Origin of the sequence: Streptomyces sp. NPDC059499 (genome assembly GCF_042749285.1) — a bacterium.
GTDB lineage: Bacteria > Actinomycetota > Actinomycetes > Streptomycetales > Streptomycetaceae > Streptomyces.
This window is the reverse complement of sequence record NZ_JBHYTT010000009.1, coordinates 124,071-140,917: the sequence shown is the minus strand read 5'-3', so window position 1 is coordinate 140,917 and position 16,847 is coordinate 124,071. Positions and strand designations below refer to the sequence as shown.

The window sequence follows — 16,847 nt, the reverse complement described above, 5'->3', positions numbered from 1 at the left end:
ATCCCGTCACCGAAGACGCGGGCCGGCGCCTCGAGGGCTCCGGCCCGCCCGGCATCACACGGCGACCGGGGGCCGGTTCACCCCTGCGGTGCCCCGCCTCCGTACGGCGGCGGGACGGCCCCCTGGTGGGGGAAGCCCTGCTGCGGTACGCCGGCCGCCTCGGCCAGTACCGGGCCCAGGTCCTCCGTCCGTATCCGCCGGTCCACGTACAGCAGGCCGGTCACCAGCTGCGGGAACGTCGTCGAGATGATCTGGCTGAGCATCTGGCCCAGCATCATCGCGACGAAGTAGCCGCTCATCGCGACCACGATCGCTGCGGGGCTCGGGTCGTCGTCCAGCGAGGACGTGCTGATGATGCCGGGGAACATGCCGAGGATCGAGAACGGCATCTGGATGAAGTACCCGGCCGACGCGGCCATGAGGTAGACGAGCAGCGTGATGCCGAAGATCCGCCACCAGTCGCCGCGCACCAGCTGCGCGGAGCGGCGCAGGGCGGCCACCGGGCGCTGGCCCTCGAAGACCACGATCGCCGGTGCCAGGCAGAACTTGACCCAGAGCCAGGCGGCCAGCGGCCCGGTCGCCAGCGCGCCGAGGATGCCGACCGTCATGGCCGTGGCCGCGCCGGAGCCGCTTTCCAGGGTGACCGCCGCGATGATCACCCCGACGAAGGCCGTCATGATCAGCGCCACGGGCACGATCACGACCAGCGCCGTGAGGAGCAGCGTGCCGATCACCGGGGCGAGATGGGACCACGCCCGGCGCCACACCGTGGAGAAGTCGACGGGCCTGCCCAGCACCGCCTCCTGAAGCACCGTGGGGACCGCCGCGTACATCAGGCCCGAGACGATCATCATCGTGATCATCCCCAGTACCGCGAGGGCGCCCACCGCGGTCACGAGCGAGACGACGTCCGACGAGGCCGCCTCCTCCTCGTAGTCGAGCGAGACCACCCGTTCCAGCGGATCGGCGACCGCGGAGTAGGCGACGGCCACCGCCGCCGCCATCAGCAGTGCCGCGCCGCCGTACAGGGCGACGCCCAGGCCGAACAGCTGCTTCCAGTACTTGCCCATCGTCGAGAACGCGCCGTTGAGCACATCCCCGAGCCTGAGAGGTGCGAGGGGTATCACCCCTGGCTTCGGCGGCGGAACCCAGCCGCCCCATCCCGGTGGCCCCGGAGGTCCCCCGTACGGAAATCCGCCGTACGGCGCGCCCCCGTGCGCGCCGCCGCCCCACCCTGCGTCCTGCGCCACTGCTACTCCGTTGTGTTGTTGTCGTGCATTCATCATCCGGTACGACCGGTCGGGACACCGTAGCGCCCCGTGACGACAGTGCGTCCGGGCAGGACACCCCAGCTGTTGTGTACGGCCGTACGCAACGATGTGTACACTCGTACGCATGGGATACGGACTGCTGGCCGTCGCGATCGCGGCCGAGGTGGCCGGGACGACGGCCATGAAGTACAGCGAGGGATTCACCCGGTTGTGGCCCTCGCTCATCACAGTCGTGGGCTACGTGCTGGCGTTCGCGCTGCTCGCCCAGACCCTCAAGACGCTCTCCGTCGGCACGGCCTACGCCATCTGGGCGGGCGCGGGCACGGCGGCCGTCGCCGCCATCGGGATCCTGTGGATGGGGGAGTCCGCGGGCCTGGCCAAGCTGGCCGGTATCGCGCTCATCATCGCGGGGGTCGTGGTGCTCAACCTCGGCGGTGCCCACTGATGGTGCGCCGCTACGACCCCGAGCGGCGCGACCGCATCATCGACGCGGCGATCCGTGTCGTCGCGGACCGGGGCATCGCGGGCCTCAGTCACCGCTCCGTGGCCGCCGAGGCCGACGTGCCGCTCGGCTCGACGACGTACCACTTCGCCTCGCTCGACGAACTGCTGATCGCGGCGCTGCGCCGGTGCAACGACAACTTCGCCCGCGTCGCGCGGGAGAGCGCGTACCTCGCGGACCCGGAAGCCGATCTCGCCGACGAGCTGACACGGTTGCTGACGGAGTGCTTCGAGGGAGGGCGCGGCCCGCTGGAGCTGGAGTACGAGCTGTATCTGGCCGCCCTGCGAAGGCCCGCCCTGCGGCCCGTCGCCGCGGAGTGGACCGACGGCGTGAGCCGCCTGCTGGCCGACCGCACCGACCCGGCCACCGTGCGGGCCCTGGTCGCCCTGCTGGACGGGATCAGCCTGCAGGTGCTGCTCACCGGGAGCGACTTCGACGCGGAGTACGCCCGGGAGATGCTGGCCAGGATCGTGGACGGTGCCGCGCGCTGATCAGCGCCGCCGGACGGCCTCCAGCGCCGCCTGCACACTCGCCTCGATGTCGGTGATCGGATAGAGCGCCTCGACGACCGTCCGCTCCCTGTCCACCACCAGCGTCAGCCGCTTCAGCCTGCTGACGCCCGACGCGCGGAAGGTCGGCAGCCGCAGGGCGGCCGTCAGGGTCAGTGCGGCATCGGAGAGCAGCGGGAAGCGCAGCCCCTCCTTGTCGGCGAATGCCCGCTGCTCGTCCGGGCGTTGGGTGGACACCCCGTGCACGGTCGCGCCGGCTGCGGTGAACTCGGCCAGCTGGTCCCGGTAGGTGCACGATTCGAGGGTGCAGCCGCTCGCGCCCGGAATCCCGGCCCAGCCCGGCGGATAGGCGTCCTTCCGGGCGTACGCGCTGGGGAAGCAGTACAGGACGGTGTACGGGGTGCCGGCGACGGGGTCGCGCAACTCCCCGTCGCAGTCGAGCAGTTCCAGCTCGGGCAGCCGCGTGCCCACCAGTGACCGCACCCGGGCCGCCTCCTTCGAGCTCTCCTCGGCCGTGGCCATCGTCTCCCCTTCCCCCAGTACCCACGCGTCGCCCCAGTCCTGGAGCGCGATCAGTACGGGCAGCAGTGCCCGCCCGCGCGGGGTGAGCCGGTACTCGTGGCGGACCGGCCGGTCCTGGTACGGCTCCCGGGTCAGCACCCCGGCGTCCGTGAGCAGGTGCAGCCGCTCCGTGAGCACCTTGCGGGACACGCCCAGTTCCTGCTGGAGCGCGTCGAAGCGGTGCACCCCGCGTGCCGTGTCGCGAACGATGAGCAGGGTCCACCAGTCGCCCACGACGTCGAGCGCCTGGGCGATCGCGCAGTCGGCGTCGGCCAGGCTGGTGCGCTGGGGCATGACTGCCCGCCTTCCTACTCGATTGACCCGCGCACATCATGCTGCCACAGTCCGTTCCCAAAAGGAACTCACCCAGGAGGGGGGCGGGATGGGCATGCTGCGCGGCGTACCGAGGACGGTACGGCTCCTGGCGTTCGGCGCCTTCCTCAACGCCGTCGTCAGCTTCACCTTCGTGTATCTCTTCCTCTACCTCACCGGCCCGCGCGGCCTGTCCGTCGCGCAGGCCGGGGTGATCAGCGGCATCGGCGGTATCGGTCTGGTCGCCGGGAACTTCACCGGCGGCTGGTTCGGGGACCGGTACGGCCATCGCCGGATGCTCCTGGCCGGCGCCTGCGCGAGTGGCGTCGCGCTCGTCACCCTGCCCCTGCTGCCCGTCGCCGCGCTGTACGCGGTGCTGCCGTTCGCCCAGTACGCGTCGGGCGTCGTGCGTGCGGCCGACGCGGCACTCGTCGCGGTCTCCGTGCCCGAGGGCGGGCGACGCCGGAGCTTCGCCCTCACCCGCTTCGCGTCGAACGGCGGCTTCATCGTGGGCCCGCCGCTCGGTGCTCTGGTCGCCGACCGGTACTCGTACGACTGGCTGTTCCTCGCCGACGGTCTGGGCACACTCCTCTTCGCCGCCTACGCGGCCGTCATCCTGCCGGCGCGCGGCACCGCGCACACCGGGCCCGCGCCCGGTTCCGGTCCGGTGCCGGGCCTGTGGCAGGAACTGCGCGCCAGACCGGCGGTGATGGTCCTGCTCGCCGCGATCGTCTGCGTCGACCTCGTCTACCGGCAGCAGTACTCCACGCTGCCGGTCTTCCTCGCCGACCACGGCTTCGACGCCCAGTTCTACGGCTGGCTGATAGCCGTCAACGGCGGCGTCATCCTCTGTCTGGAACTGCCCGCCGCTCATGTTCTGCGCAGCCGTGCGCCGCTGGGCATCGTGGGTACCGGTCTGCTGCTGGTCGGGCTCGGCTACGCGGTGCTGATACCCGGGGCCGGGGTGCTGTTCGCCGTGACGATGATGCTGTCACTGACCGCGGGCGAGATCCTCTACAAGACGACGGCCACGGCCTACGTCGCCGACCAGGCACCCGCCCACGCGCAGGGCCGCTTCCAGAGCCTGTACGCGGGTGCGTCCATCAGCGGCCAGGTCCTGGCGCCGCCCCTCGGCGGCGCGCTCTACGTGGCCTCGCCCGCCCTGCTCTGGCCGGTCTGCGCAGCCGTGGCGTGCGCCGCGGGAGTGGCCGTGCTGGTGGCACGGCGGGCGGCACCCGAAAGCCGCGTCCCCACGGCGCCGCGCACCGGCCCGCCGGGGGCGGCGACCCCGTCGGGCGCGTGCGTGCCGGGACCGGCCGGGAGACATCCCCGCCCTGAGACCGGTTCGCCCGCGCACCGCCCGGGCGGTTAGGTTCTGTTCATGACCGACACGACTTCCCAGGGCTCCGCCCGCACCACCGGCGCCGTCGCCGCCGGCCTCGCCACCATCGCCGGTGACGGCACCGTCCTCGACACCTGGTTCCCCGCCCCCGAGCTCGTCGCCGACCCCGGGCCGGCCGGCACCCAGCGCCTCGGCGCCGACGAGGCGGTGAACCGGCTCGGCGAGGGCGCGGCCAGGGCCATCGGTGTGGACGCCCGTCGGGGGGTGGAGGTCGTCGCCGTCGCCACGGTCATCTCCTCGCTCGACGACAAGCCGCTCGACGCGCACGACACCTACCTGCGGCTGCACCTGCTCTCGCACCGCCTCGTCCAGCCCCACGGGCAGAACCTCGACGGCATCTTCGGCTTCCTCGCCAACGTCGCCTGGACCTCGCTCGGCCCCGTGGCCGTCGACGACCTGGAGAAGGTGCGGCTCAACGCCCGCGCGGAGGGCCTGCACCTCCAGGTCACGTCGGTGGACAAGTTCCCCCGGATGACGGACTACGTCGCCCCCAAGGGTGTACGGATCGCCGACGCCGACCGGGTCCGCCTCGGGGCGCACCTGGCCGCCGGTACGACCGTGATGCACGAGGGCTTCGTCAACTTCAACGCGGGCACGCTCGGCACCTCCATGGTCGAGGGCCGCATCTCCGCGGGTGTCGTCGTCGGTGACGGCTCCGACATCGGCGGCGGCGCGTCCACCATGGGCACCCTGTCCGGCGGCGGCAAGGAGCGCATCGTCATCGGACAGCGCTGCCTCATCGGCGCCGAGGCCGGCATCGGGATCGCGCTCGGCGACGAGTGCGTCGTGGAGGCCGGGCTGTACGTCACGGCCGGCACCCGGGTCACGCTGCCGGACGGGCAGGTCGTCAAGGCCCGGGAGCTCTCCGGTGCCTCGAACATCCTCTTCCGCCGCAACTCGGTCTCCGGCGCCGTCGAGGCCCGCCCGAACAACGCGGTCTGGGGCGGCCTCAACGACGTACTGCACAGCCACAACTAACCTGCAGCGTCGAGAAGTTCCTCGTACACCCTGCGCAGCCCGTCGGTCGCCTCGCGGCCGGCGGGCTGCAGCGGTTCCCGGACCGGGCCCGCGTCGAGCAGTGCCTTCGCCGTGACCGTGCCGGGCAGACCGGAGGCCATCATGGCCTCGACCAGGCCGATGGTGAGCGCGTTCAGGCGGGCCGCCTCCGCGGTGTCGCCGGCGTCGAACGCGTCCAGGACCGCCCGCATCCGGCCCGGAGCCACATTCGCCACCGTGCTGACGTAGCCGGCACCGCCGACCGCGTACAGCGGAAGGTTCATCTCCTCGCAGCCCGAGTAGTAGGCCAGCCGGGTGCGTGCCATCACCTTCGTCGCCCCGAGCAGGTCGTACGCGCAGTCCTTGACCGCCACGATGCGCGGGTGCTCCGCCAGACGCAGCAGGGTCCGCGGTTCGATCCTCGTCCCCGTGCGGCCCGGGATGTCGTACAGCATCAGGGGAATGCCCGTGGCCTCCGCGACCCGGAGGAAGTGCGCTTCCACGGCGGCCTGCGGGGGGCGGCTGTAGTACGGGGTGACCACCAGCAGCCCGTCCGCGCCGGCCGCCTCCGCCTCCTGGGCCAGCCGGACGGTGTGCCGGGTGTCGGAACTCCCGACCCCCGCGAGGAGCGGGACGCCGTCGCCGACCGCCTCGCGGACCGCCCGCAGCAGGGCGGTCTTCTCCTCGTCGGTGGTCGTCGGGGACTCGCCCGTGGTGCCGCTCAGTACCAGTCCGTCGCAGCCTTCCGCGATCAGGCGCAGGGCGTGCGCGCGGGCGGTGACCAGGTCCAGGTCACCGGCGGCCGTGAACGGGGTGATCATTGCGCAGAGGGCGCGGCCGAAGGGCCCGGCCTGGGTTGATGTCATGCCGGAAGTGTCCGGGCGGCTGTCCGTACAGGTCCACTTAGTTCTGCTTGGGGTGATCGTGAAGAGACGCTGAACTCACCGTCTGGCATGATCGACCGGATAGGCGGCAGACCGTTCCAGGGGTGGGGTACACGGGTATGCGGGTACGGAAAACTGTGTCGGCGGTCATGATCATGGCCGGTGCGCTGGTGCTTTCCGGCTGTTCCGGCTTTCTCGTCCCCGCGGGTGAGGGGGAACCCGGCCCGACGCCGAGCCCGGCGGCCACCGGAAGCGCGCAGGCCGGCGCGGGCGGGGTGCGCGCCGAGCCGCTTCCCACGCCCTCCGTCACGGCGGACGTACCCGCCCAGGGTGCTCCGAGCCCCTCCGAATCGACGGCGGACTGCCCCGCTTCCGGGGTCCGGGTCGACGTGGGCCCCGTGCTGACCGCGATGTTCAACCGGGCCGTCACCCTCACGCTCGTGAACTGCGGTACGAAGCCCTACCGCGTGAACGGCTATCCGTCCGTCCGGGCGCTGGGTGAGGACGGCAAGCGGATTCCCGTCCCGGTGAACGCGGACGGCTCGATGTTCGGCAACGACCAGGGAGCGAAAGGCGTCACGCTGAAGCCCGGTGGGACGGTCAGGTCGATCCTGGCCTGGGTCTCCACCGAGGAGGGCGGCGACCTCATCGAGGGGAACGCCCTGGAGATCGCTCCCGCCCCCGACACGGGAGCCCGGATCTTCCCGCTGGAGGGCCATGACCTGCGCCTGATGGACGAGCTGAACACGACGGCGTGGCGCACCGAACTGCCGGAATGAGCCGGGGGACGGCCGGAGATCAGAGAGGGAGCTTGAAGCCCTCGTGGCTGCGGGCGAAGCCCAGCGACTCGTAGAACCTGTGGGCGGCCGTCCGCTGTCTGCCGCTCGTCAACTGCACGAGCGCGCAGCCCCGCTGCCGGGCTCGCTCCACGGCCTGCCGCATGAGGTCACGCCCCAGACCGCCGCCCCGCAGGTCGGCCCTGATCCGCACCGCCTCGACGAGCGCCCGCTCGGCTCCGTGCTTCCCGAGACCGGGGATGTACGTCATCTGCAGGCACCCCAGGACGCCTTCGCCGTCCGCCAGGACCAGCATCTCGTTCCTGGGATCGCTGTCGATGGCCGCGAAGGCCGTCTCGTAGGCCGCGTCGACGACGACCGACGCCGGGTCCACCACCCGGTCCTCGTCCGCGAGAAGCGCGAGAACGGCAGGGAGATCGTGGCGCGTCGCCGGTCGGAGGTTCACAGGTGCGCAGTCTGGCACGAGCATCCGGCGGGGGATCCGCCGCCCTTGACCTCGAGCGCGCTTGACGTACGAGGCTGGAGAAGCGGCGCACCGAGGGAGTGCGCGCGGAGAGGACCACCGCCATGCCGTCCACACAGTTCGACTCCCGCCCCGAGATCACCCGTTCCGACTCGGGCCTCGTCAAGGTCAGCACCTGGGACACCGGTTCCCCCGAGCGGCAGCGGCAGACGGTCGAAGCCGTGCGCTCGGCATGGGCCGGCCGTGACTGGCCGCATCCCGGACTGCTCTCGTACACCGTGCACACCGGGGAGGACGGCAGAACGCTGCTCCACTACTCGCAGTGGACCGGCGAGGAGGCGTACCGGGACTTCGTGCGCGACGGCCGTGACGCGCGCAACGCGGAGATCGACGCGGCCGTCCCCGGCATCGAACGGCTCGGGCCGCACACGTTCGAGCTGTACCGCTCGAGGGTCACGGAGGGCGACACCCGGGAGCCGGGCTGCGTGGTGATCGTCGACGTCGAGTTCGACGGACCGGACCCGGACCGCCAACGGGGCTGGGTGGACGCGGTGTTCGAGGCGCTGGGCACCGATCCGGCCCCGGCACCCGGCGGCATCGCGGCGTACTTCCACCTCGGCACGGAGGGCGACCGCGTGCTCAACTACGCCGAGTGGGAGACGGTACAGGCCCACGTGGACGCGCTCGCCGCGTCCGGTGAGGGGGTCGTATCCCCGACACCTCAGTGGCAGCGGGTCCAGAACTACCCGGGTATGAGCGGCGGCGGTGTACACCGCTACACCCCGGTGCTCAGCCTCCGGGCGGGCCTGTAGCAGAACCGGGCGGCTCGGGACGAAATGCGTCTACGCTGGGGCTGTGGCGCCAGGCCCGTACGCAAGGGCCCGCGCCGTGCGCAACGGGATCCGCCCGTACGCACGGGGGCCCGGCGCAACGGGTCCGGGCCCGCGCAACGGCTCCGCCCCGCACCTGCCCCGAGCACGCCCGAGGAGAACCCCCAGATGTCCGCAGAGCGCCCCTCCCTGCCGCCGGTGCGGCTGCACACCGAGGCCGAGCTGGCACGGGACGCGCTGGCCGCTCCGCTGCTCGCCCGCGCCGTCCGGCTCGCCCGCTGGGCCGGACCCGCGACCCGGGTCGGCGCCGGTGGCGAGCTCGTCGAAGCGCAGCTGCCGGCGGCGGCGGAGCACCTCGGTCTGACCGACGACGAGGACGGGGCCGCGTCCGCCAGCGAGGCGTGGCGCCTCGCCGTCGACGCAGGGCTGCTGGACGTCGAGGACCCGCAGGACGAGGACGGCGAGCCGGACGACGGGGCGGAGGGCACCGTCACCGCCGGGGAGAACCTGGCGCTGCTGACCGCCGGATCCCCGCAGGACGTCCTCGCGATCTGGCTCGACGGTCTGGAGGCCGTGCACGCGGACGCCACCGCGCCGGCGTTCGACGACTTCGCCGACCTCATCCGTGAGGACGGCAGTGTCGACTTCGAGGCCCTGGACTGGGACCCGGAGGTCGAGGCCGAATTCCTCGACGGGGTGCTCGGCAACCTGTACCTGCTGAGTCTCTCCGACGGTGGACCGGGCGAGGGCGCCGTGCCCTTGCCCGCCCTCGCCGCTTCGATGGTCGTGCCCGACGACATGGGTGAGCCCACCGACGACGTCCTGGAACAGGTGTCGGAGGTGATGATGCGGCTGGACGACCAGTTCCGGCTGCTCGAGCCCATCGGGATCGTCGAATACCGGCCGGTGGACGAGGCGTTGCTCGCCGAGGAGGGCGAGGAGGCGGAGCCGCCCGCCGACGACGAGGACATCACCCGGTACGGGCTGGTGAAGTTGACGCCGCTCGGCTTCTACGGCATCCGGGAGCGGATGCTGGAGGCCGGAGTGGACGCACCCGCGGTCGGTGACCTCGCGGACAAGGGCGCCGACGCGCTCCTCGACGGCATCGCGTACTACCCCGAGGAGGCCTCCCTGGCCGAGGTCGGGCTGTGGCTCGGCCGGCACGGAGCGGACGGAGCGGTGGCCGCCGCGGCCGAGCTGCTGGTCGCGGCGCGCGGCGCGGACCAGGGAGGCCCGCTGCGCAGGCTCCACTGCCAGCAGGCCCTCGCCCTGGTCGGCCCGGAGGCCGAACCCGCGGTGCGCGCGGTGCTCGGCGACCCGGAGCTCGGCGGGCTGGCCCGGGTCTGGCTCGCCGAACGGGGCGCGGCCGACGTGCCCGCCCCGCCGGAGTCGATGATCTTCTGGCTCGCCGTCGACACGATCGCCGCGCAACTGGACGCCGACGGCGACATGGACGAACTCCAGGAACTGGTCGAGGGGCTCTCCGGTCAGCACAGCGGCTTCTTCGACGAGGCGTGGCGGGTGGAACACCCGGCGACGGCCGATGTGCTCGAGGCGATCGGGCGACTGCACCGCGACAGGAAGACGGCGAAGGCCGCGCGCAAGGCCGCCTTCAAGGCGCGGTCGCGCGGCAGGAGCTGAGAGGGAGCCTTTTTCGGCCGACGGAGAGCGGCCGGGATACGGCAGGCTGCCGGGTATGTCCTCAAACGCCGGACGGGTTTGGCGTCAGGGCCCGCTCGAAGTCGTGCGGCGTTCAACTGGTGTTGGTGCGGGGGAGGGAGTGTGATCGCGCCAACCACCCGGCCACGTCGCACCAGGAGTCCGTGATGTCGTTCACTCGCAGGGAATTCACCAGACAGTCCGCCCTCACCGGTGCCGGTATCGCTCTCACCGGCACCGTCGGCGCACTGGCCACCGCACCGGGCGCGCTGGCCGCCGAGGACGCACGGCACGGACACGGGAACGGCCACGACGACCACGACGACCACGGGCACGGACACAGCAAGGAGCTGGGCTACGGCCCGCTGCTCCCCGACCCGAAGGGCATCCTCGCGCTGCCCGCAGGGTTCTCGTACCGCATCGTCACGCACAGCGGTGTCACCAAGCTGGAGACCGGCGAGTCCACCCCCTCCAACCACGACGGCACCGCCGCCTTCGAGGGCCCCCGCGGTGTCACCCTCCTCGTCAACAACCATGAGCTGAGCGGTACCAGGGCAGGCTGGGAGCACCCCGTCCCGCTCATCGAGGGCTACGTCTACGACCCGGTCGCGGCCGGTGGCTGCACCGTCGTGGAGACCCGCCGCGACGGACGCACCGCCGAGTGGGTCGGCATCGCCGGCACGTCGACCAACTGCGCGGGCGGCAGCACCTCCTGGGGCACCTGGCTCACCTGCGAGGAGACCGAGGACAAGGCCGGCAAGAACGGTCTGCTCAAGGACCACGGCTACGTCTTCGAGGTCGACCCGTACGACAGGCGCGCCAACCGCGACCCGCGCCCGATCAAGGCGTTCGGCCGGTACGCCCACGAGGCCGTCGTCATCGACCCCAAGCGCGGCCACGCCTATCTGACGGAGGACGCGTCGGGCCCCAACGGCCTGCTCTACCGCTGGGTCCCGCCGCACGGCTTCAAGCACGGCCGAGGCAAGCTGCGTACTCTCGCCGACGACGCGGGTGTCCTGCAGGCCACCAAGTGCTTCGACAAGAACGGCGCGTTCGTCGACGACCTGGCCCGGGCCACGAAGATCGGCACGGTCTACGGCGTGGACTGGGTCGACGTGCCCGACCGTGACGCGAAGACCGTCCCCGTGCGCAAGCAGTTCGACAACACCCAGGTCACCCGCGCCCGCAAGCTCGAGGGCATGTGGTGGGGAGACGGCGGCGCCTACCTCGTCTCCTCGTTCGCCCGGAGCGAGAGCCCCGCCCAGCACGACGGCCAGGTCTGGTTCTACGACCCCAAGCGCCGCACGCTCACCCTGAAGGTGCTCCTCGGCGTCAACCCCGACCCGTCCAAGGACGGCGCCCTCGACGGCCCGGACAACATCACCGTGTCCCCGTACGGCGGCCTGGTCATCTCCGAGGACGGCGAAGGCATCCAGCACCTCTTCGGTGCCACGGACAGCGGCCGCACGTACCCGATCGCACGCAACGACCTGAACGCGGGCACCGAGGACGACCCCTCGTACAGCGAATTCACCGGTGTCACCTTCTCGCCGGACGGCAGGACGCTGTTCGCGAATATCCAGACGCCCGGAATCATGCTCGCCATCACGGGCCCGTGGAAGCGCCAGCCGAACCGGCACTGACATCAGCCCGGTGCGCGGCACGTCGGGGAAATTCCCTCGCGTGCCGCGCAGTTGTTCTCCTAGAGTCAGGGCCATGCACCTCCCGGTGCGAAGGCAGCGGCTACTTCCTTTCCAGAAATCACGCCGCAGCCGTCCTGACCTCGGGAGGCACAAGCGTCGGGGTGCCCGGTGCGCAGGCAACGGATACTTCCTGGATCTGAAGGTTGCGGGTTCGAATCCCGTCCGGCCACGGCCGGTAGCTCAATCGGATAGAGCATCAGACTGATTCCGTCGCCGACCCCTGATCTCGGGCACCTGTTTTTCGCTGTGCCTTCTCCCACGAATTCGGGGGGAATTCACATGGCACGCTTCAATACCCGTCTCACCAGGCCCCGCGTCACCTCGCCCGTGAAGTCCACCGGGCGCTCCGCGCGCAACCACCAGGGCGCCGTCGGACATGTCCGCGACAGCCGTTCGGAGCTCTTCCTCCTCGCGGTCGCGAACTTCGTCTCGCAGCAGACCTTCCACGAGGGAGGCGACGAGCGCGACAGCCGGTTCGCGGCCCTGGTGCGGAAGCTCGCCGTCGAGGACCCGCAGTGGACCGCGGGGCTGCTGCACTGGCTGCGCCGCGAGGGCGGGATGCGTACGGCGTCGATCGTCGGCGCCGCCGAGTACGTGAAGGCCCGGCTCGACGCGGGTGCCGTGGACGGCCCGTCCAACCGGCAGGTCGTGGACTCGGTGCTGCTGCGTGCGGACGAGCCCGGTGAGCTGCTCGGCTACTGGACCTCGCAGTACGGCCGTGCCGTGCCCAAGCCCGTCAAGCGCGGCATCGCCGACGCCGTGCGCCGGCTCTACAGCGGCAGGACGCTGCTGAAGTACGACACCGCGTCCAAGGGGTACCGCTTCGGCGACATCCTCAACCTGGTGCACGCCGCGCCCGACCCGGCCAAGGCCTGGCAGGGCGAGCTGTTCCGGTACGCGCTGGACCGCAGGCACCACCCCGAGGACGCCGTGCCGCCCGTCTCGAACCGCACCCTGACCGCCCACCGGGCGCTGATGGACCTGCCGGTCGCCGAGCGTCGCGCCGTCGTCACAGGACCCGGTGGAGCGGACCGGCTGGCCGCCGCCGGCATGACCTGGGAGGCGCTCGCGGGCTGGCTGCAGGGTCCGATGGACGCCGCGGTCTGGGAAGCGGTCATTCCCTCCATGGGGGCGATGGCCCTCGTACGCAACCTGCGGAACTTCGACGAGGCCGGGGTCTGCGACGCCGTCGCGGCCGAGGTGGCGGCGAGGATCTCCGACCCGGTGGCGGTCGAGGCCTCCCGGCAGTTCCCGTTCCGCTACCTCGCGGCCCACCAGCACGCGCCCTCGCTGCGCTGGGCCTACCCGCTGGAGCAGGCGCTCGGGCACTCGCTGGCGAACATTCCGGCACTGCCCGGCCGCACCCTGATCCTCGTGGACCGTTCCGGTTCCATGTGGGCACCGCTCTCGGACCGCTCGCAGCTGAACCGGGCCGACGCCGCGGCCGTCTTCGGCACGGCGCTCGCGCTGCGGGCCGCAGACGCCGATCTGGTGGAGTTCGGCACGAGCAGCGCGCCGGTGCCCCACCGCAGGGGTGAGTCGGTCCTGAAGATCCTGGAGCGCTTCCACAGCCTGGGCGGAACCAACACCGCGGAGGCCGTGCGCAGGCACTACAGGAAGCACGACCGGGTGCTGATCGTCACCGACGAGCAGGCCTCGTTCACGCACTACGGGGACGTCGCCGAGGGGATCCCGCCGACCGTTCCGGTCTACACCTGGAGCCTCGCCGGGTACCGGATCGGGCACGGCCCTTCGGGAAGCGATAACCGCCACACCTTCGGGGGTCTTTCCGACGCGGCATTCCGCATGGTGCCCCTGCTGGAAGCGGGCAGGAGCGCCGACTGGCCGTGGAACGGCTGATTACGAATCCGGCACTACTGCGGCCCCGGGAGCGGTCGGGCATGGCGTCGGGCGCTCCCAAGGCGCATACTCAACGTAATGAAACAGTCAGCCGGATCCCGGCGTCACCTGCCTTCCAGTCCCTTCAACCGCCCGGCCCAGGCGGCCCCACCGGTCGAATGCTTCGATGTGGGCGACAGGGTGTCGCACGACCAGTTCGGACTCGGCCGAGTCCTTGCTGTCGAGGGCGACAACGACGCAGTGCTCATCGACTTCTCGGGGCGACAGGGGAGGATCCTGAGCCCGTACTCCAAGCTGACCAAGCTCTGAGAGGGAGGACGAGCACCTACAGCGTCCGACCGGAGACTCTCCGGACCCGGGGCACCTGAGGAGAAATCCGTCGGGTGCCCCGGAAGCCGTTCCAGGGGTACGCGGGCGGCTGCGGCCTACAGCGCCTTCGCGGCGGGCTTCACCATGCCGCGAACGGTCCGCGACTTCACGAACTCACCCATGCCGGTCATCTCCCACTCGCCGGTGAACTGCTTGATCAGCTTGGCCATCATCACGCCGGTCTGCGGCTCCGCACCCGTCAGGTCGAAGCGGACCAGCTCCTCGCCGGTCGCCGCGTCGATCAGCCGGCAGTAGGCCTTGGCGACCTCGGTGAACTTCTGGCCCGTGAACGAGTTGACCGTGAAGACCAGACCGGTCGCGTCGGCGGGGATCCGCCCGAGGTCCACGACGATCACCTCGTCGTCACCCGCGCCCTCACCCGTGAGGTTGTCGCCGGAGTGCTGGATCGCGCCGTTGAGGATGGAGAGCTTGCCGAAGTAGCAGCTCTCCAGGTGATTGCGGTTGGGACCGAAAGCGATCACCGAGGCGTCGAGGTCGATGTCCTTGCCACGGAACGCGGGCTCCCAGCCGAGGCCCATCTTGACCTGGGACAGCAGCGGCTTGCCGCCCTTGACCAGGGACACCGTCTGGTTCTTCTGGAGGCTGATCCGGCCCTTGTCGAGGTTGATCTTGCCGGAGGCGGCGGGAGCCGGCGGAGCGATCCGCGGGTCCACGGGGGCGTGCACCGGGGGAGTGGGCGGAGCGGGCTGGACGTTCCGCGGTTTCACCGGTGTGGTGACCGGTGGCGGGGGCGTGACCGGGGCGGCGGCCGGCGCCGGCTCCTCGACCGACACGCCGAAGTCCGTGGCGATGCCCGCCAGGCCGTTCGCGTAGCCCTGGCCGACGGCGCGTGCCTTCCAGGCGCCGTTGCGCAGATAGATCTCGATGACCACCAGCGCCGTCTCCGCGCCCAGCTGGGGCGGGGTGAAGGTGGCGAGTGCGCTGCCGTCGTCCGCGTTGCGCACCGTCGCCGTCGGCTCGACCCCCTGGAAGGTCTGGCCCGCGGCGTCGGGGCTCGCGGTGACGACGATCTTCTCGATGCCCGGCGGTACCGCGGAGGTGTCCACCACGATCGCGTCGGGCGCGGAGCCGCCGCCCGAGCGGTACGTCACGCCGGGGCCGGAGGGCTGGTTGTAGAAGATGAAGTCGTCGTCGGAGCGCACCTTGCCGTCGGCGGTGAGCAGCAGGCCCGAGACGTCGAGCCGCACCGGGGCGGCGACGTCCACCGCCACGCGGACGGCGGAGAGAGGGATGTTCGAGCCGGGGGTCATTGCGGTCATGCACGGGCTAACGAATGACCCCGCTTTGCCGTTCCCTTACCTTCGGGGACTTGCTCCGTACGGCTCAGCGCCCGCCCACGGGCCGGTTCCGGGGGTGATTGCGCGCCATGCGTTCGTTGCCGTGCTTGTACGCGCCCGTCCAGCGCGCCATGACCAGCTGGGCGTCGCCGGACGTCACCTCGGCGAGGAACTTCTCCGCACGGCCGCCGCGCAGGGTTCCCGCAGGACGGCCGTGATGGGTGATCGTGACGCTCGCGTCGGCATGCTGCTCGTACAGGAATCCGGAAGGTTTCGGCATGCGCCCCATGGTGCCCGCGCCCCGAGTGCGCCGTCGCGCGATTTTCCGGGCCCCGCCGACGGAGCCGGGCCGGGACTAGTACGGCCACATCGGCGGGTCCGTGACGAAATGGCCGCCGATGTGGGCGTGGTCCGGGTTCTCCGGGTCCAGTTCCCCGTGTTCGGCGACGAGCTTGTCCGCGTACTGCTCGGAGTCGTCCTGCGGCTCGTACCCGAGGGACCTGGCCGTCGTCAGGTCCCACCACAGGCGGGTGTTGTCGGAGGAGCCGTAGATCACCGTGTGGCGCACGTCCTCCGCGGTGAGCGCGGCGTGGAAGAGGCGCGCGCCGTCGCCGGGGCTCATCCAGACCGACAGCATCCGGACCGATGTCGGCTCCATGAAGCAGGAGCCGATGCGCACCGAGACGGTCTCGACGCCGTACTTGTCCCAGTAGAGCTGCGCGAGGTCCTCGCCGAAGGACTTCGACAGACCGTAGAAGGTGTCGGGGCGGCGCGCGGTGTCGATCGGGATCAGCGGATCGCCGGGCAGGGGGCGCGGGGTGTAGCCGACGGCGTGGTTGGAGGAGGCGAACACGATGCGCCCGACGCCCTCCTCGCGTGCGGCCTCGTAGAGGTTGTAGGTGCCCTCGATGTTGGAGCGCAGGATCTTGTCGAACGACGCCTCCAGGGAGATGCCCGCGAGATGGATGATCGCGTCGACGCCCCGTACGGCTTCCCTCAGGGCCTCCTTGTCACCGAGGTCGGCGGTGATCGCGTCCGGTTCTCCCTCGATGGGGATGACGTCGAAGAGGCGCAGCTCATAGCCGTACGCGGGCAGCAGTCCCCGCATCAGGGTGCCGAGGCCGCCGGCGGCGCCGGTGAGCAGGACGGTGCGGGGAGCGGGCATACGGAAATCTCCTCGGTGCGGGCACAGGACGGGGGCGCGGCGTACGCGGACGTGCCGTGCGTTGCGGTTGTACGTACGGAGAGCAAGGTACGCGCGGCACGCAGGCATGACACATCAGCGCGATGCGTCAAATCCATGGACGACATTCACATGCATGGACAAGCTAAGAAGTCCTGGCGGATCACGTCAAGTGTGACCCGGGGTGAGCTGCTTCGCCTCCAGGTTGGGCGTTCTCGTCTTGACCTGCGCCGCGCGGCTGCCTTAGC

General features: G+C 71.2%; 17 protein-coding genes. 10 read left to right on the top strand and 7 right to left on the bottom strand.

The features are described from left to right. Positions 1 to 77 precede the first annotated feature (77 nt). Complete coding sequence (locus ACFW9O_RS21840; RefSeq protein ID WP_384611476.1) at positions 78 to 1,250, bottom strand: hypothetical protein; 1,173 nt, start codon at positions 1,248 to 1,250, stop codon at positions 78 to 80. Positions 1,251 to 1,395: 145 nt separating this feature from the next. Here ACFW9O_RS21840 and ACFW9O_RS21835 point away from each other — a divergent pair, with 145 nt between their 5' ends. Both ACFW9O_RS21835 and ACFW9O_RS21830 read left to right on the top strand, forming a co-directional pair. Continuing rightward, positions 1,396 to 1,716, top strand: a complete 321-nt coding sequence (locus ACFW9O_RS21835; protein WP_351174250.1) for a multidrug efflux SMR transporter — start codon at positions 1,396 to 1,398, stop codon at positions 1,714 to 1,716. Further along, the gene (locus ACFW9O_RS21830; RefSeq protein WP_384611474.1) at positions 1,716 to 2,264 is read left to right on the top strand and encodes a TetR/AcrR family transcriptional regulator; all 549 of its coding nucleotides are present in this window, start codon (positions 1,716 to 1,718) and stop codon (positions 2,262 to 2,264) included. Before ACFW9O_RS21835 ends, ACFW9O_RS21830 begins: the two co-directional genes overlap by 1 nt. On the opposite strand, the gene ACFW9O_RS21825 is transcribed toward ACFW9O_RS21830, so the two are convergent. Beyond that, positions 2,265 to 3,137, bottom strand: coding sequence for a winged helix-turn-helix transcriptional regulator (locus tag ACFW9O_RS21825; protein ID WP_384611472.1), 873 nt, complete (start codon positions 3,135 to 3,137; stop codon positions 2,265 to 2,267). 88 nt (positions 3,138 to 3,225) lie between these two features. Here ACFW9O_RS21825 and ACFW9O_RS21820 point away from each other — a divergent pair, with 88 nt between their 5' ends. Then, positions 3,226 to 4,527: an MFS transporter gene (locus tag ACFW9O_RS21820; protein ID WP_384611470.1), complete on the top strand. Its 1,302-nt coding sequence runs from the start codon at positions 3,226 to 3,228 to the stop codon at positions 4,525 to 4,527. A gap of 9 nt (positions 4,528 to 4,536) precedes the next feature. Then, positions 4,537 to 5,535 (top strand): 2,3,4,5-tetrahydropyridine-2,6-dicarboxylate N-succinyltransferase, encoded by a 999-nt coding sequence (gene dapD / locus ACFW9O_RS21815; RefSeq protein ID WP_351174238.1) that lies wholly within the window; start codon positions 4,537 to 4,539, stop codon positions 5,533 to 5,535. On the opposite strand, the gene dapA is transcribed toward dapD, so the two are convergent. After that, the gene (gene dapA / locus ACFW9O_RS21810; RefSeq protein ID WP_384611468.1) at positions 5,532 to 6,419 is read right to left on the bottom strand and encodes a 4-hydroxy-tetrahydrodipicolinate synthase; all 888 of its coding nucleotides are present in this window, start codon (positions 6,417 to 6,419) and stop codon (positions 5,532 to 5,534) included. The genes dapD and dapA overlap by 4 nt on opposite strands. Positions 6,420 to 6,556: 137 nt before the next feature. On the opposite strand from dapA, the gene ACFW9O_RS21805 reads away from it, so the two are divergent. Continuing rightward, positions 6,557 to 7,216, top strand: a complete 660-nt coding sequence (locus tag ACFW9O_RS21805) for a DUF4232 domain-containing protein (RefSeq protein ID WP_384611467.1) — start codon at positions 6,557 to 6,559, stop codon at positions 7,214 to 7,216. A 19-nt stretch (positions 7,217 to 7,235) separates the two neighbouring features. Here the strand turns inward: ACFW9O_RS21805 and ACFW9O_RS21800 are convergent, their stop codons facing one another. Further along, a complete protein-coding gene (locus tag ACFW9O_RS21800) occupies positions 7,236 to 7,679 on the bottom strand; it encodes a GNAT family N-acetyltransferase (protein WP_384611465.1) in 444 nt (147 codons plus the stop codon). A gap of 122 nt (positions 7,680 to 7,801) precedes the next feature. Between ACFW9O_RS21800 and ACFW9O_RS21795 the strand changes: the two genes are divergently transcribed. The 5 genes from ACFW9O_RS21795 to ACFW9O_RS21775 all read left to right on the top strand — a co-directional run bounded on the left by ACFW9O_RS21795 (position 7,802) and on the right by ACFW9O_RS21775 (position 14,058). Then, positions 7,802 to 8,509 carry an antibiotic biosynthesis monooxygenase gene (locus ACFW9O_RS21795; protein WP_384611463.1) on the top strand — a complete coding sequence of 236 codons (708 nt, stop codon included), beginning with the start codon at positions 7,802 to 7,804 and terminating at the stop codon, positions 8,507 to 8,509. 186 nt (positions 8,510 to 8,695) lie between these two features. Then, positions 8,696 to 10,168, top strand: coding sequence for a hypothetical protein (locus tag ACFW9O_RS21790; protein WP_384611462.1), 1,473 nt, complete (start codon positions 8,696 to 8,698; stop codon positions 10,166 to 10,168). Between the two features lie 185 nt (positions 10,169 to 10,353). Further along, positions 10,354 to 11,829: an alkaline phosphatase PhoX gene (locus ACFW9O_RS21785; protein ID WP_351174220.1), complete on the top strand. Its 1,476-nt coding sequence runs from the start codon at positions 10,354 to 10,356 to the stop codon at positions 11,827 to 11,829. Between the two features lie 339 nt (positions 11,830 to 12,168). Then, complete coding sequence (locus ACFW9O_RS21780) at positions 12,169 to 13,749, top strand: TROVE domain-containing protein (protein WP_384611459.1); 1,581 nt, start codon at positions 12,169 to 12,171, stop codon at positions 13,747 to 13,749. Between the two features lie 78 nt (positions 13,750 to 13,827). After that, positions 13,828 to 14,058 carry a hypothetical protein gene (locus ACFW9O_RS21775; RefSeq protein WP_014156926.1) on the top strand — a complete coding sequence of 77 codons (231 nt, stop codon included), beginning with the start codon at positions 13,828 to 13,830 and terminating at the stop codon, positions 14,056 to 14,058. A 116-nt stretch (positions 14,059 to 14,174) separates the two neighbouring features. Here ACFW9O_RS21775 and ACFW9O_RS21770 read toward each other — a convergent pair whose 3' ends face one another. The 3 genes from ACFW9O_RS21770 to ACFW9O_RS21760 form a co-directional block, all read right to left on the bottom strand. Then, the gene (locus ACFW9O_RS21770; protein ID WP_384611456.1) at positions 14,175 to 15,398 is read right to left on the bottom strand and encodes a TerD family protein; all 1,224 of its coding nucleotides are present in this window, start codon (positions 15,396 to 15,398) and stop codon (positions 14,175 to 14,177) included. Between the two features lie 64 nt (positions 15,399 to 15,462). Beyond that, positions 15,463 to 15,696, bottom strand: coding sequence for a hypothetical protein (locus tag ACFW9O_RS21765; RefSeq protein WP_351174211.1), 234 nt, complete (start codon positions 15,694 to 15,696; stop codon positions 15,463 to 15,465). Between the two features lie 75 nt (positions 15,697 to 15,771). Further along, positions 15,772 to 16,581 (bottom strand): NAD-dependent epimerase/dehydratase family protein, encoded by an 810-nt coding sequence (locus ACFW9O_RS21760; RefSeq protein WP_384611454.1) that lies wholly within the window; start codon positions 16,579 to 16,581, stop codon positions 15,772 to 15,774. Positions 16,582 to 16,847 lie beyond the last annotated feature (266 nt).